The sequence below is a fragment of the Marinomonas ushuaiensis DSM 15871 genome, from assembly GCF_000521805.1.
Taxonomy (GTDB): domain Bacteria; phylum Pseudomonadota; class Gammaproteobacteria; order Pseudomonadales; family Marinomonadaceae; genus Marinomonas; species Marinomonas ushuaiensis.
In genome coordinates, this window is sequence record NZ_JAMB01000014.1 from 39,755 (window position 1) to 61,990 (window position 22,236).

Here is a 22,236-nt window from a genome sequence, read left to right on the forward strand (position 1 = left end):
AATTATTTATTTATCGGGATAGCAGTATTATTCAAATACTGCGCTTGGGTTATCAAGGCTATCTGACCCTTCTAGAGCAATGCCTTGAAGATCCAAGTGGTGGATGATCTCTTCGGTAACACGAGTTTCATCAACCAAGGAGTCAACAAATGTTTGTACTAGCTGATTGCCAGCAGTATTGTTCATAGCAATTAGAACATCAAATGTTTGGCCTTGTTTCGCTGCTTCAACCATAGCTTGAGCTGCAGTTTCAGTAGTTTCTAGTTTGGCTTTCATTTCAAGATCTAAAGTAGCGTCTTCTTGAGAAACCAATTTAGACAAAGATGGGCCTTTTACCCAGCTACCGTCAACGCGTTTGTATTCACCTAGATATACATTTTTGATGCCTAATGCGTCGTGGTAATGAGACCAATGAGTGTTATCGGAGAAACAATCATGCTCTTCTTCTGGATCATGCAACATCAAACCAAGTTTCGTTCTTTCACCGCCAAGTTCGCCATAGGCTAAGCTACCCATACCAGTAAGGATAGTTGAAAGACCTTCATCTGTAGATTGGTCTAATAGGGCAACACGAGCGTCACCGCCATTTTTCCAATTATTTGCCATTTCTTCTAGATCAGAAATTAACAAATCAGTTGCAGCGACTAGGTAATCACGACGACGGTCACAGTTGCCGTTTGTGCAGTTTTCTAAATCGAAATCTGTCGCTGGGCGCTCACCGGCACCTGGATTAGTCCCATGTAAATCTTGGCCCCAAAGCAAGAATTCGATTGCGTGGTAACCACTTGCTACGTTCGCTTCAACGCCATCGGCTTCTTGTAGCGTTTCAGAAATAAGTTCAGGGGTAATGTTTGTTGTATCTACTTTCTTGCCACCGATGATTAGGCTTTTAGAGGAGATAACATTTGCAGAGTAAAGAGGGTTTAAATCAGATTCTGTGCCGTAGCTGCTTGTAGAAACATAATCGATCAGGCCTTCGTCAAGAGGCCAAGCGTTAACCTTGCCTTCCCAGTCATCTACGATTGCATTACCAAAGCGGTAAACTTCACTTTGTTGGTAAGGTACACGAGCGGCAATCCATGATGTGCGAGCGGCTTGTAAGTTTGCTTCTGTTGGATTAGCCAAAAGTGTATTAATTGCAGTACGTAATGTTTTCGCAGTGCTTAATGAATCACCATAAATAGCTTCAGCAATGTCTGCATAATGAACAACAACTGAATCAGCGGTAACTGAGCTAGATTCATTTTTTATTGCTGTAGAACCGCAAGCAGTAAGCATCGCGCTTGCAACGCAAATTGCAATAGGGGTTAACAATTTTTTCATATCCGAAGCTCCAATATTAGTTAGTGGAAATATAGTATTCGAAATGAAAACGATTATCAATATGTGTCTTTACACATTGTTTATAATTTTTCTACAAAGTCTTTGAGGCTGTACTTAGCAGTGTTGTTAATAGTTGCATTGTTGTTCAAAAGCATTTCCAGCTGAACCCTTCAAATTATACTCACATGCTTTTTCTCTTAATGGGCTATCTCCTTCCCAAGAAACACTCATGGTGATTGGTGATTTATTCTTATAGCTGGGTATAAAGCGATAAGCTGCAACAACATCAATAGAACTATTTGCACCTAATTGAATTGATTGTCCAATCAACCTTTGACGCGTTTCTGAATTGTATAAAGTGTAATCAGTCGTATATTCCTGATCACCATTTTCATGGGAAAAGTTTAACCAGATTTTTCGATATGTTTTTGAGTCAGATGTTGGATTTGTCAAACGCAGCTTTGTATAAATGATTTGAGAGCGAGATAAACTCGACTGTGCATTTTGACTTACTTTTAAATAAGATGCGTTGTTTTCTTGCCATGGCATCTTTGTACCAAAAGAGGCATCAACAATCTGGATGGTTTGCTGTGCAAAATGCGTTTTTGTAAATTTAACTAAGTCCTTCGCTGGAGCGTATAAAGCCAGAGCAATTAGACTAAATAGTGCTGTCTTATGAATAGAGCGAGTGGAGTTTATTAACTTAATCATATTCACAACCTTTAAATTATCTTTACTGTTCATTTATACAGTACTGTATATAAAAACAGTTTTTGTGTATAGATTTTTTTTAGAAAGCATTTGCATTTCTTAGAAAAAATTATTGTTTTTCTTATTGCTTATAAATTTTAAAAATTTATAAAATAATGTTTGATTTTATTTAGTTGATTGAATTTTAAGGATATTTTGATGATTCCCACAGCCTTCTTAACGGTTTCTGTGGACAATATTTTGAAATATATTTTTTCTTCTCTTTAGGTGATAATTTATTCAGATTCGATAGCAATAAAAGGATCAGACACTATAATGCAGCCATTAATAGGTGATGAGGTTGGTTGTGGATAAAGTCGATGTGATTGTGGTTGGCGCGGGTGCGTCTGGTTTAATGTGTGCGGCGACGGCAGGTTACCGTGGGAAAAAAGTACTTGTCTTAGATCATGCCAATAAAGCTGGTAAGAAAATTCTCATGTCAGGAGGAGGGCGTTGTAACTTTACCAACATGGATGCAGCGCCAAAACATTTCTTATCTGACAATCCTCATTTCTGTATTTCTGCGTTACGTCGTTTTTCTTCTCAAGACTTTGTTGATTTAGTGGATCGACATGGATTGGAATACGTTGAGAAAACGCCGGGGCAACTTTTTTGTGAGCATTCTGCCAAAGATCTACTTGAAATATTAATGACCGAACTTGAATGGTCAGGCGCAGAGTTAAAACTCAACACAAGCATTTCTAACATTGACTATAAAGATGACCATACAATAGTGACCACCAATCAAGGTGTCTTTACTTGCGAATCATTGGTAATCGCCACAGGTGGATTGTCGATTCCAACCATGGGCGCTTCAGGGTTTGGTTACGACATTGCAAAACAAGTTGGCCATGATGTTTTATCGACCAGAGCCAGCTTGGTTCCGATTACTGTACAGCCAGATCGTAAAGCACAACTTGCTGAATTATCCGGTATCGCGTGCGATGTCTCCGCGACGGCTAATGGCACAACATTTAGCGAGCCAATGTTGTTTACCCATCGAGGCGTGAGCGGCCCAGCTATTTTGCAAATCACCAACTTCTGGCATCCGGGCGTCGCACTAGACATAAACATTACGCCAGAGTTGTCATTGGACGATTTGTTCGCCGTTCGCCAAGGCAGCCCAAAGAAAAGCTTTGAAAATATATTATCGAATGTTTTGCCAAAGCGTTTGGTCGAATTAATCAAAGCCGAATTTCCTTGGTTAAACGAACGATCAGCGCAAACCTCGAATGATCAGATTGAAGCCTTGTATCAATACTTAAGCCATTTTGACATCGCGCCAAATGGCACAGAAGGCTACCGAACCGCCGAAGTGACTCTTGGTGGCATTAACACCAACGAAGTGTCCTCGAAAACCTTTGAGTCACAAAAACAAAAAGGCTTGTACTTTATAGGCGAAGTGCTCGACGTAACTGGTTGGCTAGGCGGATACAACTTCCAATGGGCGTGGGCGAGCGGTTACTGCGCAGGGCAGTACGTGTAGTGACTCCTACCAATTAAAACTAAGATAAACTAATTGCAACGAAAATAATCTCTTGTTAATTGGTTTTGATTCAAAATCAGCGTATAGATAAAAAATCGGTTGTTTGGTAATTCGCTTTGGGCTTATGGAACTGGAAAGCAGCAAGCCCAATATGGTATTACTCGCCCTAGAGACATTATTAAACAATGGGAAAGTGAAATTGTAGAAAATGGATTTATTTAGGTTTTATTTTAGGTGAATAATGTCTAGTTACACAAAATCATTTACAGTCGCTGCATTCATTTTTTTCCTATTTCTTATTACGCTCTAGTGCTTTAATAATCTGTCTTTAGACTAATCCTCTCCAAACTAATGAGTTCACTCAATGACGGTTTCTATGTTCAATAAAATTCCAGTCGGCATTCGCTATGCATTAATGTCTGCGATTGGCTTTGCCTTGATGTCGAGCTTGGTTAAATTAGTTGGCACGTATGGTATTCCTCTTTTTGAGATTGTCGCGGCGAGATCCTTAGTGTCTATTGTCATCAGTTATCTCGATGTTAAGCGTAAGGGTATTTCTATTCTTGGCAATAATAGAAAACTACTACTTTTGCGCGGCGCGGTAGGGACATTCGCATTGGTGTGTGTATATTACTCGTTGATTACTTTGCCTTTGGTGGAAGCGATTCTTCTGCAATACATTCATCCTATTTTTACCGCTTTGCTTGCTTTATTTCTACTTGGTGAAAAAATTGGTAAATACACTATTGTGTGTATTGTGCTGAGTATGTTGGGTTTACTCTTTATTGCAGGGGCTGATCTGTTTTCTGTGGAGCCTTCTAATTTGCCGCCGTTGAGTGTGTTGCTGGCATTGTTAGGGGCGTTAGGCAGTTCTATTGCGTATGTTATTGTGCGTCGTTTAAGCACGACAGAAGACAGTTCTGTGATTATTTTTTACTTTCCTTTGATTGCGCTTCCTTTGTCGATATTTTTACTGGGCGACGATTTTGTGATGCCAAGCTTTAATGTGTTAATCCTATTGATTTGTGTGGGAGTTTCTACGCAAGTAGGGCAATTGGGTTTGACTAAGGCAATGCAAACATTAACGGCAGGAATCGCTTCTGCTTATTCTTATATTCAAGTGCTCCTTTCGGCGCTATTGGGGTGGATTTTATTCAGTGAAATCCCGATTTTGACGACTTGGATTGGAGGCGGGCTTATTATTTTGGGTGCTTTGGTGAATGTTTACGGCAGTATGAGAAAGGTGAAAGGTCGATAAGTGTTTTGGTTTAATTGGAAAGGAGAAAAGCCTAGAAAACATATGGCTTTTCTAGGCTTAGGTATTAGGGAATATCTGAACCAGTCCTTCTCATGAGGTGATTTATTCTTAAAACCTCGATCCTGACTACACCGTATTAATTCATTTTTTTCAGATAAGTAACTCAACTAATGTTGTCAGATACTTAAATTAACTATGAGATTCAATGTCTGAAACCAATTGTTCAACTTTGTTGTAGCCCTGCTGCATATGTTCTGTCACATGATCGAGCATGGTTGTTAAATTATCACCTTTAGCCAGATTCACGTATTTGTCATGAGCGCTGATTAATGGGCCTGCTCTATTGTGAGCTTTTTGATGCAGTGTGAAATAGAGGTGTAACCGACCTCTGAGCCTTTGCCATGTATCTTGTAAAAGAGTATGGCCGCAATGTTTATACACAATATTATGCAGTTCTAACTCTTCAAATATTGCTGCACTTCGATTGTTGCCTTTTATCGCTGCAGTAAGTTTATCGAGCTGCAAATCCAATTCATTAAAAAAAGCATCATCTCTTTTTTCCCATACTAACTTAAACGCAAATTGTTCCAGTTCTGTTCGAAAAGAATAAAGTTCTTGAATCGCCGTTACTGTGATGTTGGCCACATAAGTGCCGGTATAAGGAATGCTTTCAATTAAGCCTTGATCAACTAGCTGGCTGATGGCCCACTCTAAGTGGGCCTCGGCTAACGCCTAATAATGACGAAAGCTGTGATTCAACCAATTTCGTGCCTGGTGGTAGGTCGCCACTGATAATAGCGTCTTTAAGTTGCTCGGCAACATTGGCTCTTAATGTACGATTTTTATGTATAGGTTTTAAGTTTAATACCGACATAAATTCCTGATTTTAATAAATAAGTTAGAGCGGATTTTGATTGATAAGGGTAGCAAATATTATCTAACGAGAGAATACTTAATTGCATTTTGTAGGATTGTTAACAATCTACCGTTGACAATTTATTATTATAATTTTACTCTGAATTCATCATTTTGCTCGTGGAAAGAGCGAATCCACCCTTGGTTATTTGGAGTTAAAGCATGTCATCCCATTCATTTAGTGCCCACACGGCTGAAGAAGATAACCGCAACGAGTCGATTAAAATTTATGTAAATGGTGACTTGTTACCTAAGAATGAAGCTATGGTTTCTGTTTATGACAGTGGGTTTATGCTCGGTGATGGTATTTGGGAAGGATTGCGTATTTACAATGGCAAAATTGCTTTTTTAGATGACCATCTAGATCGACTGTATGCATCGGCAAAGGTATTGGATTTTGAATTGGGGTTGTCTCGTGAAGACATGGTTAAAGCGCTTTATAACACCTTAGAAGCAAATGGCATGACTCATGATGCGCATCTTCGATTAATGGTAACTAGAGGGAAAAAGAAAAAACCTTTCCAAGATCCTCGTTTAAGCATTTATGGTGCAACCACGGTAATTATTGCTGAACACAGTAAGCCAAGTGAAAAAGTAAAAAATGAAGGCATGAGTCTATTTACGGTTCATGTCGTTCGTGGCCAACCTAATAGCCAAGACCCTAAACTGAATTCACACAGTAAAATCAATTGCATCACCGCTTTAATTCAAGCCCAAAAAGCCGGTGCTGATGAAGCGCTTATGCTTGATCCACATGGCTTCGTTGCTACATGTAATTCCACTAACTTCTTTATTGTCCGTAAAGGCGAAGTTTGGACGTCTACACCTAAATACTGCATGAACGGCATTACTCGTCAAAAAGTAATCGATATTTGTAAAGCGGATGGCATTGTCGTACACGAAACGGACTTCTCTCTCTTTGAAGTGTATGGCTCAGATGAAGCTTTCGTCACTGGAACATTTGCAGGACAAACGCCGGTTAATAGTATCGATGGACGTATTGTTGGTGATGGTAAACCGGGACCAGTCTTTAAGCGTATTAATGCTTTGTATAAAGAGCTAGCAACGGCTCAATAAAAGTGTCTGTGCCATTAAAACAGTGTAATAACGTAATAAAAATAGAACGTAAAAAAACTAAAAAAATATCATAAAAGAAACGAGGAAATGAACGAATGAGTAAGATTAATTTTAAACATATAGCAGCGACAACATTATTGTTTAGTAGCCTTGGCGCGACACAAAGTTACGCTGATATAGAACATTTTTCTATTGGAACGGCTGGGCAAACGGGTGTTTATTATGTTGTCGGTCAATCCATTTGTAAAATGGTAAACCGTGAAACAAAAGAACATAACTTACGCTGTTCAGCACCATCAACAGGGGGTTCTATTGCTAACCTTAATTCTATTCGATCTGGTGGTTTGAATTTTGGTACGGTTCAATCTGATTGGCAGTTCCATGCCCTTAATGGTACTTCGAACTTCGAAGCGGCTGGTCCTTACGAAGAGTTGAGATCTGTTTTCTCTTTGCATTCTGATATTTTTACCTTGGTCACACGTGCCGATGCAAACATCAAAACATTTGATGATCTAAAAGGTAAGCGAGTAAATGTTGGTAACCCTGGTTCTGGTCAACGTGCCACTATGTTGACGCTAATGAAAGAAAAAGGCATGACCTTGTCTGACTTTAAGTTAGCCGGTGAACTTAAGTCTTCAGAGCAGTCTCAAGCTTTGTGTGATAACAAAGTTGATGCGTTTGTTATGGTTGCCGGTCACCCAGTTGCGAATGTAAAAGAAGCAACCAGCACCTGTTCAACACACATTATTGATGTGACAGGCCCATCAGTTGATAAATTGATTTCACAATATCCTTACTACAGTGAAGCAACTATTCCTGGCGGCATGTACGAAGGTACGCCAAACGATGTGACAACATACGGCCTGAAAGCAACCTTGGTTGTTTCTACTGACACATCAGATAAAGTTGTGTACAACATGGTTAAAGCGGTTTTTGAAAACTTTGATCGATTCAAGCGTTTGCATCCTGCTTTTACACAGTTAAATCCAGAAGAAATGATTACAGCAGGTCTTTCTGCTCCATTACATGATGGTGCGGTGAAGTACTACAAAGAGCGTGGTTGGATTAAGTAACCGAGCAGCTTCGTTAATTGGTTAGTAAACCGAGCTCAAGTAGCTCGGTTTTTTTTAAAGTGCTCTGCTAAGGCGTAATTATGAGTCTATTAGAAAAGAATACAAGTTCGATAGATGTCGATAACTTGGTGACTTCGAATGATATTGGAGGACGTAAGGCAAGCGGTATTCCGCTTAATATTATTCTTTGCGTTGCGTTTTTATGGGCGCTGTTTCAAGTCTGGATTGCCTCTCCTTTTCCCTACATGATGGATTCAGATTTATTGCGTTGGAACAGTAACCAAGCTCGATCAATTCATTTAGCCTTTGCTATTTTTATAGTGTTTCTGAGTTTTCCTTTTAGTGCTAAATCGTCTGTTAAAAAGATCCCTCTAGTAGATTGGTTGCTTGCTATTTCTGCGAGTCTTTCCGCTTTATATTATTTAATCGAATACGACAATATTTCGACTCGTGTTGGCGCCCCGATTCTGCAAGATATTATTGTGGCTTGTATTGGTATTCCCCTGTTATTTGAAGCTGCTCGACGCAGTTTAGGTATTACTTTACCACTTATCGCAACGGTATTTTTAGGGTATAACTTCTTTGGTAATTACATGCCGGAGATGATTGCCCACAAAGGTTTTGGTTTACAAGAAGTCGTTAATCACCAGTGGATTACTACCGAAGGTGTATTTGGTATTGCGCTTGGTGTATCAACTGACTTTGTCTTTTTGTTTGTTCTATTTGGTTCTTTACTCGATAAAGCGGGTGCCGGTAATTATTTTATTAAACTGGCGTTCTCATGCCTTGGTCACTTTCGCGGTGGCCCAGCAAAAGCCGCTGTTGTTGCATCTGGATTAACCGGTCTTATCTCTGGTTCGTCTATTGCTAATGTTGTGACGACAGGTACTTTCACCATTCCTATGATGAAAAAAGTGGGTTTCTCTGCAGAGAAAGCGGGCGCTGTAGAAGTGGCTGCTTCTGTAAACGGGCAAATAATGCCACCTGTTATGGGCGCTGCGGCTTTCCTCATGGTTGAGTATGTGGGCATCAGTTATCTCGAAGTCATTAAGCATGCTTTTTTACCGGCGCTTATTTCGTATATTGGCTTGGTTTACATTGTTCATCTGGAAGCGATTAAAGCGAATATGCAAGGTTTGCCTAAGTCTGCTAGGGCCGTTTCAGCGAGTGCTGTTTCTAAGGTGACAGGCTTTCTTTTCGGTTTCTTAATGCTTTGTGCGACTTCTGCTGCGGTGTATTTTGGCCTTGGATGGATAAAACAGATTGCTGGCGATAACTCTATTTATGTTGTTTCTGGTCTTGTGATTTCATCGTTTTTCGGCTTGTTGTATGCGGGATGTAAATTGCCTAAATTGTCCGACGACATAGATCAAGATTTAAGTGCTTTACCCCCTCCAGGTGAAATTTTCCGATCTGGTCTTTACTACTTATTGCCTGTTGTTGTATTGGTTTGGTGCCTAATGATAGAGCGATTAAGCCCTGGTCTAAGTGCGTTTTGGGCTTCTTTGTTGACTATGTTTATGATTGTGACTAAGCCAGTTTTAGAGACTTTATTTAGACAGGAAGAACGCGATTTAGATGAAGCGGATAAACAAGCGTCGTTGCCCTTGTTCAGTGGTTTAAAGAGCTTGGCTGATGGCATGATAAGTGGCGCGAGAAATATGGCGAGTATTTCAATCGCTACTGCAACCGCTGGTGTCATTGTCGGCGTTGTCTCCCAAACCAGTGTTGGTGCTGTACTTGCTGACGTTGTGGAAGTCTTATCATTCGGAAACATTACCTTAATGTTACTGCTGGTGGCTGTGCTGTGTATGATTCTGGGTATGGGATTACCGACCACTGCGAACTACATTGTGGTGTCTTCTTTAATGGCGAATGTCATTGTGGAGGTGGGTGCGTCTAATGGTTTAGTGGTGCCTCTTATTGCGGTGCATTTATTTGTTTTCTACTTTGGTTTAATGGCTGATGTCACGCCACCAGTTGGGTTGGCTTCTTTTGCAGCCGCTGCTGTTTCGGGCGGTAAACCTATTCAGACAGGGATTATTGCTTTTAAATACGCTTTAAGAACGGCTGTTTTACCTTTCTTGTTTATCTTCAATCCTGATTTATTATTGATTAACGTTACCGTATTGCATGGTATTTTTATCTTTATAATCGCGACATTAGCAATGCTAATATTCACGGCAGCGACACAAGGGTATTTCTTTGATCGTTGTAAGTTGTGGGAAAGAGGGGTTTTACTGCTGATTGCCTTTAGTATTTTTAGACCTGATTTCTGGATAAATCAGATGGTTGAACCTCATCGCTATATGGAATTGAATGAGTATTTGGCGCAAGAAGAACAGATACCTGTAGGTACCCCTTTGCGAATTCATGTGGAGGAGGACAGTTATTCCGGTGAAAAGGATATTTCTATTCGTATGCTGATTGCGAGAGAGCAGGGCTCTGCTTCTGAGGTTATTGCGGCGTCAGGGCTAAATCTTTATCAAGCGGATGAGCTGATCGAAGTCGACAGTGTGGATATTGGCAGTGATGCTTATGAGGCTGGATTTGAAGCATTTCAGGTGTTGGTTGGTGTCGATGTTGCCAACAAACAACCGTCAACTGTATTTGTTTATCTTCCTTGTGTGTTGCTTATTGTTTTGATCGCACTCTCCCAAAGAAAGACTCAAAGACAACGTCAAAAAAAGCGTGAAGGGCTGGCGGCGTAGCAAAAACATTTATTAGCCTGTTCAAACTAATGGCGATCTATTAAAGATCGCCATTTTTATTTTTTGGAAACCTTCATGTTCTCATTTATTCATTGTTGCCTTTTTAAAGTAGTCAAAAGAGGTTAACCAAACCACACTAAAAGCCGATGTAATTGCAATGATACAGGTGCGGTTCTCGCTTTTCTGATGCGTAGCCTATGCCTTAATTACTGGTTTGCCTCCAGATTTTGGTCTTTATGCGACGATTGTTTTAGCTACATTTGCTGATTTTTTTGCAGTTCGATGCATATGACATTTAGGCCAATGGCGGCGTTATTGATTGTGGCTGCAACGGCCATAATGAGTGCTACAAAAAAAACAGCTCAGTCGTGCAAGCTTTATATCTGGTGCTACGATTACTATCAGGGTAAGTCAAATAAAAAACTTGTTAGGCTTTCACGTGGCAAGCAATGGCACCTTGCTTAGTTATATTGTTAGTGAGCTGGATAATATTAAAGAAACGAACTGGATTTCCCTCGACTGTCCAACTTCCTTGCGAGCCTTGTGAGTGTTGTACTCATTTATCTAAAATCAAAAAAATAGTGTTTATTGGGCTATATGAGTTAAGTGCGCAGGTAAGCTAATCATTTCATGTAATGTGTTGATTTGTTCTCGACAATCTTGCTGTGAAGAAGGGCCTCCGAAACAGATGCGCAATGCTTGAGGCGGGTTGTTGTCAGTAGCGAAGGCGGCACTGGAGACGGCATTAACACCGTATGATCGTAGTTTTGTTGCTAAATCTGATGGGTTCCAGCCAAGGTTTTTTGGCAATTTCAACCAAAGATGAAAGGCATTTTCCTCCATTGAATAATGATGTGCTTTAAATTTTTCTTTGATTAACGTTTGTCTTAAGTTGGCTTCTCTTTTGATACTTTGAATCATATGGTCAAGCGTCCCTTCTTTTATCCATCGACAAATAATCGCGTGAATAATAGGGTTCTCCATCACGTTTAATGCGCGCAGGGCACCTGCTGTGTATTCTGCTTGTCTCTGTGTTGGGCAAAGAATAAAGCCAGCTCGTAATCCTGGACCAAAACATTTAGACAAACCGTTTATGTAATAAGTGATTTCTGGTGCCAGTGTTGCAAAAGTAGGCGCAGTATCATCACTTATTAATCCATAAGCATCGTCTTCAATAATAGCGACGCTAAAGCGAAGTGCGACATCGACTAACGCTTCTCTACGGCTTTTTGAAATGCTGGCGGACGTCGGGTTTTGCATGGTCGGATTAATATACAGCGCCGCTACTTCATGTGTTTTACAGGCATCTTCGAATGCATTAACCAATGGGCCGTCACTGTCTCTTTCAAGGGATAAAAGGTTTTTTCCAAGTTGGGCTGCGATAGATTTAATGCCGGGATAAGTTAAGCTGTCTACGCAAATAACCTGTTGATTACCGCACAGCTGAGATATCAGCGCCACTAAACCGCCATGAATGCCGGGACAAGAAACAACGCGATCTAGTGTGGCGTTTTTTACACGACGATCTATTAAACTAAGAAAGCACTGTTTTGTTTCTTTGTTTCCTCCAAAGTCTTGGTAACGAACACTGCCCAAAATATCGGCCATGGCAATGCTGCTCAACGCACCGTCTTTTATTTCTTCAATGAGAGTCGGAATGGCCGGCTCAATTACCATGTTCATGGTCATTTCATAGGGCGCTAAGCTGGGTTTGATTGCAGGCACCTTACCTTTAATAAAACTACCGGCGCCAGTTGTGGTGTCAATTAAACCTCGTTTTTTGGCTTCACTGTAGGCACGAGATGCCGTGGAATAGTTGATGTCTAAAGCATCGGCCAGGTCTCGCATAGGTGGCAGTTTGTCTTGGGGCTGGAGTTTTCCCGATTCAATACCTTCGTTTATTAATTCAGCGATGCGCTTGTAAGCCGGATACTTCCCCTTCTTGTCGAGTTCCTTTTTCCATGTTGTCAGAATTGAGATAGGCATTTTTTTTCGTTCCTTGATAAAGGTAGAAGGGTTTATTGATTGGTTTTATTTTACATTCAATTTGTCTCATATTCCAATAGCATCGAATTTGGTTGATTTTTATATGAGCGCACTGAATTGGCGTTTTTTACTATTTTTGTGACTTATAAGGGCATTCCTATTGTTTTTAGTCTTGTTTTTTTAATTGAGTATACGCAGTAAAAAAATATTCATCATGATCAATCGTTTTGTTTTTTTACTTTATCGCATTGTTTTTGATAATTGATCGCTTTTTAAAATGCAATCATTGGCATCTAGGTTGCAATGTATTAATTGAAATTGATGAGATCGATTTTTTATAAAACTAATAGACCGGAGAGAACAAGATGCCAGAAGTAAAATACGAGATGAATAAAGACGGTGATTTCCTAGTAGATTACGAAGAAAAAGTGTTCGAAGACGTGAAAGCGAAAGAAGGCGAGAAAGCGTTAGTGACTTTTCATACCGTAGCTTTTGAAGGATCAATTGGTTTTGTAAATATGTTGCAAGCAACGCGCTTACAAAGAAAAGGTTATGAAACCAGCATTCTTTTATACGGACCGGGTGTCACTTTAGGTGTACAGCGAGGTTTCCCTACTTTAGGTGATGAAGCATTTCCGGGTCATATGAACTTCAACAACCAGTTGAAAAAATTCATGGCGGAAGGCGGTAAAGTGTATGCATGTCGTTTCGCTCTACAAGCTCTGTATGGACACGGTGAGCGTTCATTGATTGAAGGGATTATTCCAATTAATCCTCTTGATGTTTTGGATATCAAACTTTTGCATACTCGTGATAATGCGGTAATTGTTGATACTTGGACAATGTAAAAGGAGCCGCGGCGATGAGTGATTATCCAATCGTTCGTGCCGCGGCCGTTCAGATCTCTCCTGATTTGGAGAGTTTGGCCGGTACGCTGCACAAAGTGTTAAACATGATTGATGAAGCGGCTGAGAGCGGAGTAGAGCTCATCGTTTTTCCTGAAACGTTCTTACCTTATTACCCTTATTTTTCTTTTGTATTGCCACCTGTTAGCCAAGGTCCCGAGCATTTACGTTTATACAAAGAAGCCGTTGTGGTGCCGAGTGATACAACTCGTACGATTGGTAATAAAGCCAAAGAACGCAACATGGTGGTGGTGATTGGCGTTAATGAACGTGATAACGGTAGTTTATACAATACGCAACTGGTATTTGATGCGACAGGTGAATTGATTCTAAAGCGCCGTAAAATTACCCCGACTTATCATGAACGGATGATTTGGGGGCAAGGCGATGCATCAGGTTTGAAGGTAGTTGATTCAGCTGTTGGTCGTATCGGCGCTTTGGCTTGTTGGGAGCATTACAACCCATTGGCTCGCTATTCTTTAATGGCTCAACACGAGCAAATTCATTGTGCGCAATTCCCCGGTTCATTAGTAGGTCCTATTTTTGGCGAACAAATGGAAGTGACTATTCGTCATCATGCACTCGAATCCGGTTGCTTTGTCATTAATTCCACTGGGTGGCTTACCGAAGCACAAATAGAAAGTGTTTCCCTCGACCCAGCAATGCAAAAAGCCTTAAGAGGTGGCTGTAATACCGCCATTATTTCTCCTGAAGGTAAACATCTTGCGCCAGCACTAACTGAAGGCGAAGGCTTTATCTATGCCGATTTAGATTTTCGCTTAATTGACAAGCGCAAACGCATGATGGATTCAGTAGGACATTACGCACGACCAGAATTATTGAACTTACAGATAAATGCTAAGAAGACGGAGTACGTTGAAGGTTTGCCTACAGAAAATGTAAACAAACCAGATTCGAACGTTTCCCTTTTTAATAAAGGAGAGTTAAGTGATGACACAGCTCATGATGAAACAATCTCAATTCCTAACTGAGTTACAAACCAAAGGGTTGCGTTTAAAGTCAGCTGATCAGGTTCATGTTAGCCGACGAGGCGGTGCTGGGCCGTCCGATCATCAGGCAATCACAGTAGATGGAACGACCTTGATGGTGCCAATTTACACGCAAACAGCATGGGCATCGCCTTTTAGTTTATCTGATGATGTGCAAAACGAAGATGTACAGAAGCAAGGCGCGACACTGTTATCCAATAATATACCTTTGGCGGATGTAACTTTTGCTAAAGACCCTGAATTTTATAATTTAACAACAGCAGACGGTATTCCTTATTCGCATATTGCTACGTTACACAGTACCGATGTGTTAGCAACGACGGTTTTACAAACCTGTATTCGTTATGAAAGTCGTCGTAAAGCCTGTCAGTTTTGTTCTATAGGCCAGTCTCTTAGGGCGGGTCGAACCATTGCTCATAAAACACCTGAACAATTGGCCGAAGTGGCAAAAGCCGCGGTGGAGTTGGATGGCATTAAGCACATAGTAATGACAACTGGGACTCCGGCTGGCGCTGATCGGGGCGCTAAAGTGATGTGTGAAAGTGCCCAAGGCATTAAAGCTGTGGTTGATGTACCGATTCAAGGCCAGTGTGAACCACCCAAAGATCCTGTGTGGTATCAGCGCATGAAAGACGCAGGTATTGATGCGTTAGGTATGCATCTAGAAGTCATTACACCTGAACTACGTAAAGCTATTACGCCAGGTAAATCAGAAGTGTCTCTTGATGAGTACTATCAGGCGTTTGAAGATGCCGTTGCGGTTTTTGGTCGTGGTCAAGTTAGTACTTACATTTTAGCGGGTTTAGGCGACACAGAGAAAACTATTATTGATACCTGCCAGAAACTGATTGGCATGGGAGTTTATCCTTTTGTTGTACCGTTTGTGCCTATCTCTGGTACGCCATTGGAAGATCGACCTGCGCCAACGTCTGAGTTTATGGAAGCTGTGCTTAGACCATTAGCTCAAGAGTTGGTTAATCTAGACATGACATCTGACAAGGTAAAAGCCGGTTGTGTTCGTTGTGGTGCTTGCTCTTCTTTGTCTCGCTTCGAAAAGGAGGCTGAGGATGAACGACAAATCGCTTAAGAAAGGTCGTGTATTTCAAGTGAAATGGGCAACCAATGAATGGGAAATAGAGCAGGCAAAGCGTATCGCCAAGCAGTGTTTTGTGAAGAGCAAGGCGTCTTCCAAGAACATGATAGAGATGAAATTGATCTGATTGCTCAGCCGTTAATTGTTACCACTTCTATTCTTGGAATGCCTGAAGAGGTGGTTGGTACCGTTCGCATTCATCAACCTGAACCTGGATTATGGTGGGGGTCACGTCTGGCGGTTAAGAAAGAGTTTCGTCGCCAAGGCGTATTAGGAGCCAGTTTAATTCGATTGGCAGTTTCCAGTGCCAATACATTAGGTTGTCATACTTTTCTGGCCACAGTCCAAGAGCAAAACGAAGTGCTTTTTAAGCGTTTGCATTGGGACACTATCGGATATGAATCCATTCATGGGATGAAACACGCCAAGATGCAGGCTGATCTTGAACATTATCCAGAATTAAAACAACCTGCACTTGGTTTTTGGGTCACTGGTCGTCCTGTTAAACCTCAAGCTGTTAGTGTTTATTTGTCAGGTAATGATGGAGACTCTAAGAGCGTTGCTTCTTCTGAAAGCGATTTAAGCAAGGAGGCCTCTTATGTTGGAGTCACTTCTTAATAAGGTTCGTCGTTATCCAGGTGTGATGTCCAAGGTGGCATTAGCGCCGGTAATATCTTCATTTGAAAAATGCAATTCGTCTGGTTTTTCAAATGGTGATGATACTGCAGTGCTCAAAAACCTTGATGGTTATGACTTATTTGCCATTGAAGGTTTTATTCCTAATTTTGTCGCACAAGATCCTTGGTTTGCTGGTTGGTGTGGCGTCATGGTCAATGTCAGTGATATCGCCGCTATGGGCGGTCGTCCTCGTGCTGTTGTGAATGCACTTTGGCAAAGCAGTGATGAATCAGCAAAGCAAATTTTTGCAGGGATGAAAGCGGCATCTGACGCTTATGGTGTACCTATTGTCGGTGGTCATACCAGCCACAAAAGTGACACCACTCAATTAGCAGTTTCCATTTTAGGTCATGCCAATAACGTGTTATCCAGCTTTGAGGCTAAATCGGGTGACGCCATCATTGTGGCGATGGATCAGCGAGGCGAATTTAGAGCACCCTATCTTAATTGGAATGCCACCACGAATGCTCCAACTGAACGACTAAGGGGTGATTTGGAATTACTGCCTTTGTTAGCTGAAAAAGGTTACTTGACGGGTTGTAAAGATATTAGTCAGGCCGGGCTTTTAGGGACGCTCGCCATGTTTATGGACTGCTCGAAAACGGGAGCAGATATCTTTTTAAATGATATTCCAAAGCCTAAACAAGTTAATTGGGAAGACTGGCTTTGTGCTTTTCCTAGCTTTGGATTTTTAATGACGTGCCCCGTTGATCAAATTGATGAGGTTCTGACCTTATTCCAACAGCGTGACATTGATTCCGCTTGTATTGGTCAGGTTACCGAACGTCCCTCCATTAATGTGACTTTTGTAGACGAAGCCAACGTCATTAATAAAGAAAAAACAGACACTAAACAAACCGCTGTTTTTTGGGACTTTGAAAAAAATCATTTTCTGGGTTTTAGAAAAAGCGAAGATCAGAAGGAGTCCTTATGCCTGTAGTCCATTTTGAAGTGGTTTGGCCTGATGGCAAAACCGAAGCCTGTTATTCCCCTTCCAGTGTGATCAAAGAGCACTTTGTAGAAGGTGAAATTTACCCATTAAAAGTTTTTTTAAACATCAGTGAAACAGCGCTTAACGCAGCAAGTAAAAGAGTGGGTGAGCGTTTTGGCTTTGCTTGTTCAAGTGCTATGGATCAGCTGAGTGTCATTAAAATGCGTTGTGCCAGTTTTGAAAACATGCCTGATGCTGCTGTAAAAATGACACGTTTCATCGATTAGAGGACAAAGTTATGTCTATTTCAATACCTAAAAAAGAGCCTTTAGAAATGCCAAATAAAACCCATTACTCCGTATTAATTGTTGGTGGTGGTCAGGCAGGTTTATCCATGAGCGCATGCTTGAAAGAGCGAAGTATTGACCATTTGATTTTTGAAAAAAACACCATAATGCACAGTTGGAAAACGCAACGTTGGGATTCCTTCACCTTGGTGACGCCTAATTGGCAGTGTGATTTACCGAATCATCCTTATGACGGTGACGACCCTAAAGGCTTTATGAAGCGGGATGAGATTATTGGTTATTTGGATCGTTTTGCAGAAAAGGTAAAACCGCCAGTTCTAGAAGGGGTTAGCGTCGAGAAAATTACTAAATTAGAAAATGACCATTATCTTGTGGTTACAACGCAAGGTGAATTTACCGCTGGACAAGTTGTGATTGCATCAGGTGGTTATTTAAAACCGATTATTCCACGTATGGCGGAACGTATTCCTGAAACAGTATTACAGATGCATTCCAATCAATATAAGAGTTCAAAACAATTACCAGAAGGCGCTGTGCTGGTGGTTGGGTCTGGTCAATCAGGCGCACAAATAGCTGAAGATTTGCATATAGATGGTAAAAAAGTCTTTTTGGCCACAGGTAACGCGCCTCGTGTTGCCCGCCAATACCGTGGTAAAGACGTGGTTGAGTGGCTAGATGATATGGGCTATTACCAAAAAACAGTAGATGAACACCCTTTACGTGAAGGCGTTCGTGATAACACTAACCATTATGTCACTGGGCGCGACGGTGGGCGTGAAATTGACCTGCGTAAATTTGCTTTAGAGGGCATGGAATTGTTCGGTTTGATGGAGAATTATCAAGACGGGCAGTTTATTTTTAAACCTAACCTATCGAAAAACCTAGAGTCGGCAGACGATACTTACAAAAACATCAATGCTCGTATTGACAGCTATATTGAAAAAAATGGCCTAGACGCGCCAACAGAAGCACCTTATCAGCCAGTTTGGGGGCCAAAAGAAGAGCGTGAAAACCTAGATTTAGCCGCATCGGGTATTACCAGTATTGTCTGGTGTATCGGTTTTACGCCAGACTTTTCTTGGTTGGATCTGCCCATATTTAATGGCATGGGAGCACCCGTGCATCATCGCGGTGTGACCAAAGAAGTTGGACTGTATTTTATTGGCTTACCTTGGCTTCATACTTGGGGGTCTGGTCGATTCTCTGGCGTTGCTCTCGATGCGGATTATCTTGCTGGTCACATTCAACAGTTTGGCAATTCATTAGCTGAAAAAGAAACAACACACGCTTTGTCTGAGGTGTTGTGACGTGGTAGGTAAGTCTGAGGTTGATGTAATAGTGACAGAGGATTTTGTTATTGGCATGCCACAACTTGCTTTGGGTGGGCTCAGTGAAAACTGGTTGCTCAAAGAATGTGGCAACCAACATTGGATTGCGTTAGCAAAATGCCTTGGCTTACCTACTCCTGACTTTATAAATCAACAGGGTCAGAAAATGTATGCTGCTTTTTTGGTGGTAAAAATCACCCAAGGCGCCTTTGAAAAAGTTTACGAAAACAGTACTTTGACGATTAATACGCAGCTACAACGCGTGTCTTCATCGAGGTCTTATAGTCACCATGAAATACATGTGGAAGGCGAGTGCTGTGGTCAGGTTGAATTATTGTCGAGCTTTGTTAATCGTACCGAGCAAGGTAACAATCAAAGTGTTGCTCGAGGCGAGGTTTTTAGCGGGGAATGGTCTGCTTGTGAGGCGTCCACCTTAATGATGAAGGCGCACAAAGCGGGCCGAATGGCACATGCAGAGGACGCTGCAAACTCTCATGATAGCCTGGCTAATATCAAGGCTAACGATAAAGAGCCGCTTTATAGCTATAAACCTTGTCCATATTCCGATTTTAATGGCGCGGATTTTCTCTATTTCGCTCAGTTTCAATCCGTTATGGATCGAGCAGAACGACATTTTCAAATGAAATTGACAGAGCAAAAAGATTCGCGCTTATGGCGCACTCTTGAAAGAACGATTTGTTACTACGGCAATATCAATCTGGATGATGCGCTGCTCGTGAGTCTGCAGACTCAGGATATAGACAAGACGACTGATGAAATTCGTCATCATGGACGCATGTATCGTCTCTCAGATCATAAACCGATTGCCAATATTGCTACTCAAAAAGCGTATATGGAACATCCTCTTTCTTCATTTCAAGCCAATCATGGTGATGCGATTAAGAAAGGAGAAAACCAATGAATATCTCTCCTTTAAAGCTAATTAAAGGCGTTTATGTGTCCGTTCCTGAAACCTCAAAAAAATGGCGTCATTCACATGGTGAAGTGCCGTTTGTACGAGGTGCTTACCGTGAAATGTATCAAAGAAAACCTTGGACTATTCGTCAATATGCGGGGTTTGAAACCGCATTAGAAACCAACGCTTTTTTCAAACGTTCCCTTGCTGAAGGCCAAACGGGTTTATCGGTTGCGTTTGATTTGCCCACGCATTTAGGTTTCGATTCAGATCATGAATTAGCGCAAGCAGACGTCGGTCGCACTGGCGTCGCCATCGATTCAGTAGAAGATATGTTGGTATTATTTGATGGCATTGATCTCTCCAAGGTCAGTGTGTCGATGACTATGAATGGTGCAGTTTTACCGATTATGGCGTGTTTTATCGTCGCTGCTGGAGAGCAAGGTGTGCCTTTAGAACAATTAACAGGAACCATACAAAACGACATTCTCAAAGAATACATCGCACGCAATACCTACATACACTCACCAGATTTTTCTCTTGATGTTGTTGCTGATGTCGTTGCGTATTGTGCTGACAAAATGCCTCGTTTTAATAGCATTTCGATTTCTGGTTATCACTTTCAGGAAGCGGGCGCGACACCTGAATTAGAGCTGGCGCTCACCATGGCAAATGCTCGTGCGTATTTAACGCACTTTCAGCAACGCGGGATTGATATCGAATCAGTCGCTAAACGCTTGAGTTTCTTCTTTTGCGTGGGGATGGATTTTTACAAAGAAATTGCGAAATTAAGAGCTGCGCGTCTGTTGTGGAGTGAATTGCTAGAGGAATTCGGTGTTCAAGCCAGCAGTGCTAAACGCCTTAAAATGCATTGCCAAACTTCTGGCTCCTCTTTAACAGAAATGTCGCCTCTTAATAATATTGTGCGTACCACCATTGAAGCGATGGCTGGTGTGTTTGGTGGCACACAATCTCTTCATACTAATTCTTATGATGAGGCGGTTTCTTTGCCTTCTGATCAAGCCAGCAAAGTGGCTCTGGATACTCAATTAGTCTTATTAAATGAAACAGGCATCAGTGATGTGGTCGATCCTTGGGGCGGCTCTTATATGATGGAAACCGCGACTCAAAACATCATTGATTATGCTCATCAAATTCAACAAGAAATAGACGAGCAAGGTGGTGTTCGATCTTTGGTTGAAACAGGAGAGCTGACGGCGTTTATCCACCAACATGCCTTACAAGCGGCAATCGCAGAAGAGAACCAAGACAAAATAATTATTGGTAAAAAAAGCGATTTAGCAACGTCATCATCAGCAACGCAAAACGAATCGATAGCCGCTTTTTCAAAGAAAGAAAAGAAGACCATTAACGCTGAGAAAACCCTTTCTCAACAAACCCAAAAAATGGCTCGCCTTAAATTAAAGCGTAACAACCAATCTGTTCAAAAAGCCCTAGATGAACTGAAAACCGCGGCCTGTAATAAACAAAATTTAATGCCATTCGTCATTACCGCTATTCGTTTACGAGCAACCGTTGGCGAATGCATTCAAGCATTAACCGATGAACAGGCAAGATACAGTAAGCCAGAAACAATCAAGCAAGCCTCGTTTAAGCAAAGCTTAGATGTAAAAACGGTGGAAGCCTTTCAGATTCTATCGGATCAGATTGGGCGAAAACTGCGTTTCTTGGTCGCAAAAGTCGGATTGGACGGCCATGACCGTGGCGCAAAAGTGATTGTGTCGCTGCTTAATGATCTGGAGATTGAAGTGGATTACCTGCCTGTTTTTTCTACGACGGACGACATTATAAAAGCCGATTTGAGGCAGCATTACGATTGCATCGGTTTGTCTGTGTTATCTGGGGCGCAGCAATCCTTTGTCTCAACATTATTGGCGTCATTGCGGGGCGACTGCCCGTTGGTGCTGGGCGGCGTTATTCCTATTGACGAAGAAAACCTATTTGAACAATTAAATGTCGATTGTGTTTTTACCGCTCGTCATAGCCTCAATGATATCGCTTTGGCGTTATACCGTGTTTTATCTACTCGGCTGAGTGACGATCTTACTTTGCCTAGTTTTCGTGCTCATTATAAAGAAGTACAAAATGAAGTTAGTGAATCCATTTAGCCGCCGTGCAATTGGTCATCATATTATCGAAAACCTATCTTCTCCAGCGTTTATTAATTGCTTAGGCACAGGGAAAATAAGGGCTTGGCTTTCGTTAATACAATAATATTAAAGGCGCTAGGTTATTCCTCTCGTTCCGCGTTAGTGTAATGGGAATGTGCTTGATTCCTAATCCATTGTGGGGACGTGGCGTCTTCTTGTTCTGTGATGTAATTGTATTAGCTGTAGGTTTACTGTTGGTAAAAACGGTAGATGATGCGGTTGATGCTGAATCTTAAGTTTATAAACTAAACGTAGCTCTATGCTTTTCGAAAGCCATAACAATTTAGTTGTTATGGCTTTTTGTTTGTATTTGATTT

The 22,236-nt window shown here is 41.4% G+C and carries 20 protein-coding genes; 15 read left to right on the forward strand and 5 right to left on the reverse strand.

The annotated features are described in order from the left end of the window. Positions 1–27: 27 nt before the first annotated feature. Together MUS1_RS13425 and MUS1_RS13430 are read right to left on the reverse strand one after the other, a co-directional pair. Complete coding sequence (locus MUS1_RS13425; protein ID WP_036163407.1) at positions 28–1,323, reverse strand: imelysin family protein; 1,296 nt, start codon at positions 1,321–1,323, stop codon at positions 28–30. A gap of 126 nt (positions 1,324–1,449) precedes the next feature. Continuing rightward, complete coding sequence (locus MUS1_RS13430; RefSeq protein ID WP_036163408.1) at positions 1,450–2,034, reverse strand: hypothetical protein; 585 nt, start codon at positions 2,032–2,034, stop codon at positions 1,450–1,452. Positions 2,035–2,368: 334 nt separating this feature from the next. On the opposite strand from MUS1_RS13430, the gene MUS1_RS13435 reads away from it, so the two are divergent. Together MUS1_RS13435 and MUS1_RS13440 are read left to right on the forward strand one after the other, a co-directional pair. Beyond that, positions 2,369–3,559: a BaiN/RdsA family NAD(P)/FAD-dependent oxidoreductase gene (locus tag MUS1_RS13435; RefSeq protein WP_036163410.1), complete on the forward strand. Its 1,191-nt coding sequence runs from the start codon at positions 2,369–2,371 to the stop codon at positions 3,557–3,559. A gap of 364 nt (positions 3,560–3,923) precedes the next feature. After that, on the forward strand, positions 3,924–4,817 hold the full coding sequence (locus tag MUS1_RS13440; RefSeq protein WP_084035626.1) for a DMT family transporter: 894 nt from the start codon (positions 3,924–3,926) through the stop codon (positions 4,815–4,817). A 189-nt stretch (positions 4,818–5,006) separates the two neighbouring features. Here MUS1_RS13440 and MUS1_RS13445 read toward each other — a convergent pair whose 3' ends face one another. Next, positions 5,007–5,462 (reverse strand): FCD domain-containing protein, encoded by a 456-nt coding sequence (locus MUS1_RS13445; RefSeq protein WP_051436275.1) that lies wholly within the window; start codon positions 5,460–5,462, stop codon positions 5,007–5,009. A 40-nt stretch (positions 5,463–5,502) separates the two neighbouring features. Next, positions 5,503–5,691: a GntR family transcriptional regulator gene (locus MUS1_RS15755; RefSeq protein WP_051436277.1), complete on the reverse strand. Its 189-nt coding sequence runs from the start codon at positions 5,689–5,691 to the stop codon at positions 5,503–5,505. Positions 5,692–5,894: 203 nt separating this feature from the next. Between MUS1_RS15755 and MUS1_RS13450 the strand changes: the two genes are divergently transcribed. From MUS1_RS13450 to MUS1_RS16415, 4 genes are all read left to right on the forward strand, one after another. Beyond that, a complete protein-coding gene (locus MUS1_RS13450) occupies positions 5,895–6,809 on the forward strand; it encodes an aminotransferase class IV (RefSeq protein ID WP_036163411.1) in 915 nt (304 codons plus the stop codon). Positions 6,810–6,904: 95 nt separating this feature from the next. Then, positions 6,905–7,882: a TAXI family TRAP transporter solute-binding subunit gene (locus MUS1_RS13455; RefSeq protein ID WP_051436279.1), complete on the forward strand. Its 978-nt coding sequence runs from the start codon at positions 6,905–6,907 to the stop codon at positions 7,880–7,882. An 80-nt stretch (positions 7,883–7,962) separates the two neighbouring features. Further along, a complete protein-coding gene (locus tag MUS1_RS13460; protein WP_036163412.1) occupies positions 7,963–10,593 on the forward strand; it encodes a TRAP transporter permease in 2,631 nt (876 codons plus the stop codon). 343 nt (positions 10,594–10,936) lie between these two features. Beyond that, positions 10,937–11,140, forward strand: a complete 204-nt coding sequence (locus tag MUS1_RS16415; RefSeq protein WP_425411746.1) for a SulP family inorganic anion transporter — start codon at positions 10,937–10,939, stop codon at positions 11,138–11,140. 38 nt (positions 11,141–11,178) lie between these two features. Here MUS1_RS16415 and MUS1_RS13465 read toward each other — a convergent pair whose 3' ends face one another. Next, positions 11,179–12,579, reverse strand: a complete 1,401-nt coding sequence (locus MUS1_RS13465) for an aminotransferase-like domain-containing protein (protein ID WP_051436282.1) — start codon at positions 12,577–12,579, stop codon at positions 11,179–11,181. A 365-nt stretch (positions 12,580–12,944) separates the two neighbouring features. Between MUS1_RS13465 and MUS1_RS13470 the strand changes: the two genes are divergently transcribed. Genes MUS1_RS13470 through MUS1_RS13510 form a run of 9 tightly spaced genes read left to right on the forward strand, consistent with a single transcriptional unit; the run spans position 12,945 to position 21,877 of the window. Beyond that, entirely contained in the window at positions 12,945–13,427 is a 483-nt protein-coding gene (locus MUS1_RS13470) for an MSMEG_0572/Sll0783 family nitrogen starvation response protein (protein ID WP_036163413.1), read from the forward strand. A gap of 14 nt (positions 13,428–13,441) precedes the next feature. After that, positions 13,442–14,476, forward strand: coding sequence for a Nit6803 family nitrilase (locus MUS1_RS13475; protein ID WP_084035628.1), 1,035 nt, complete (start codon positions 13,442–13,444; stop codon positions 14,474–14,476). Beyond that, positions 14,436–15,581, forward strand: coding sequence for an MSMEG_0568 family radical SAM protein (locus tag MUS1_RS13480; protein WP_084035629.1), 1,146 nt, complete (start codon positions 14,436–14,438; stop codon positions 15,579–15,581). The genes MUS1_RS13475 and MUS1_RS13480 overlap by 41 nt, the downstream gene beginning before the upstream one ends. Positions 15,582–15,620: 39 nt before the next feature. Then, positions 15,621–16,205 carry an MSMEG_0567/Sll0786 family nitrogen starvation N-acetyltransferase gene (locus MUS1_RS13485; RefSeq protein WP_211236471.1) on the forward strand — a complete coding sequence of 195 codons (585 nt, stop codon included), beginning with the start codon at positions 15,621–15,623 and terminating at the stop codon, positions 16,203–16,205. Then, positions 16,186–17,205, forward strand: coding sequence for a sll0787 family AIR synthase-like protein (locus MUS1_RS13490; RefSeq protein WP_051436284.1), 1,020 nt, complete (start codon positions 16,186–16,188; stop codon positions 17,203–17,205). The genes MUS1_RS13485 and MUS1_RS13490 overlap by 20 nt, the downstream gene beginning before the upstream one ends. Next, the gene (locus MUS1_RS13495; RefSeq protein ID WP_036163415.1) at positions 17,196–17,483 is read left to right on the forward strand and encodes an MSMEG_0570 family nitrogen starvation response protein; all 288 of its coding nucleotides are present in this window, start codon (positions 17,196–17,198) and stop codon (positions 17,481–17,483) included. Before MUS1_RS13490 ends, MUS1_RS13495 begins: the two co-directional genes overlap by 10 nt. 11 nt (positions 17,484–17,494) lie before the next feature. After that, positions 17,495–18,811: an MSMEG_0569 family flavin-dependent oxidoreductase gene (locus MUS1_RS13500; protein WP_084035630.1), complete on the forward strand. Its 1,317-nt coding sequence runs from the start codon at positions 17,495–17,497 to the stop codon at positions 18,809–18,811. A 1-nt stretch (position 18,812) separates the two neighbouring features. Beyond that, on the forward strand, positions 18,813–19,754 hold the full coding sequence (locus MUS1_RS13505) for a Pnap_2097 family protein (RefSeq protein ID WP_036163416.1): 942 nt from the start codon (positions 18,813–18,815) through the stop codon (positions 19,752–19,754). Next, positions 19,751–21,877: a methylmalonyl-CoA mutase family protein gene (locus MUS1_RS13510; RefSeq protein WP_051436285.1), complete on the forward strand. Its 2,127-nt coding sequence runs from the start codon at positions 19,751–19,753 to the stop codon at positions 21,875–21,877. The genes MUS1_RS13505 and MUS1_RS13510 overlap by 4 nt, the downstream gene beginning before the upstream one ends. The last annotated feature ends 359 nt before the right edge of the window (positions 21,878–22,236 follow it).

Bases quoted from the DNA above. Each gene is read 5' to 3' on its own strand.
- MUS1_RS13485 (WP_211236471.1), top strand. From the start codon at position 15,621: ATGGGAAATAGAGCAGGCAAAGCGTATCGCCAAGCAGTGTTTTGTGAA.
- MUS1_RS13510 (WP_051436285.1), top strand. From the start codon at position 19,751: ATGAATATCTCTCCTTTAAAGCTAATTAAAGGCGTTTATGTGTCCGTT.
- MUS1_RS13425 (WP_036163407.1), bottom strand. From the start codon at position 1,323: ATGAAAAAATTGTTAACCCCTATTGCAATTTGCGTTGCAAGCGCGATG.
- MUS1_RS13495 (WP_036163415.1), top strand. From the start codon at position 17,196: ATGCCTGTAGTCCATTTTGAAGTGGTTTGGCCTGATGGCAAAACCGAA.
- MUS1_RS13450 (WP_036163411.1), top strand. From the start codon at position 5,895: ATGTCATCCCATTCATTTAGTGCCCACACGGCTGAAGAAGATAACCGC.
- MUS1_RS13430 (WP_036163408.1), bottom strand. From the start codon at position 2,034: ATGATTAAGTTAATAAACTCCACTCGCTCTATTCATAAGACAGCACTA.
- MUS1_RS13460 (WP_036163412.1), top strand. From the start codon at position 7,963: ATGAGTCTATTAGAAAAGAATACAAGTTCGATAGATGTCGATAACTTG.
- MUS1_RS13500 (WP_084035630.1), top strand. From the start codon at position 17,495: ATGTCTATTTCAATACCTAAAAAAGAGCCTTTAGAAATGCCAAATAAA.
- MUS1_RS13480 (WP_084035629.1), top strand. From the start codon at position 14,436: ATGACACAGCTCATGATGAAACAATCTCAATTCCTAACTGAGTTACAA.
- MUS1_RS13455 (WP_051436279.1), top strand. From the start codon at position 6,905: ATGAGTAAGATTAATTTTAAACATATAGCAGCGACAACATTATTGTTT.
- MUS1_RS13490 (WP_051436284.1), top strand. From the start codon at position 16,186: ATGTTGGAGTCACTTCTTAATAAGGTTCGTCGTTATCCAGGTGTGATG.
- MUS1_RS13440 (WP_084035626.1), top strand. From the start codon at position 3,924: ATGACGGTTTCTATGTTCAATAAAATTCCAGTCGGCATTCGCTATGCA.
- MUS1_RS13465 (WP_051436282.1), bottom strand. From the start codon at position 12,579: ATGCCTATCTCAATTCTGACAACATGGAAAAAGGAACTCGACAAGAAG.
- MUS1_RS13435 (WP_036163410.1), top strand. From the start codon at position 2,369: ATGAGGTTGGTTGTGGATAAAGTCGATGTGATTGTGGTTGGCGCGGGT.
- MUS1_RS15755 (WP_051436277.1), bottom strand. From the start codon at position 5,691: ATGTCGGTATTAAACTTAAAACCTATACATAAAAATCGTACATTAAGA.
- MUS1_RS13475 (WP_084035628.1), top strand. From the start codon at position 13,442: ATGAGTGATTATCCAATCGTTCGTGCCGCGGCCGTTCAGATCTCTCCT.
- MUS1_RS13470 (WP_036163413.1), top strand. From the start codon at position 12,945: ATGCCAGAAGTAAAATACGAGATGAATAAAGACGGTGATTTCCTAGTA.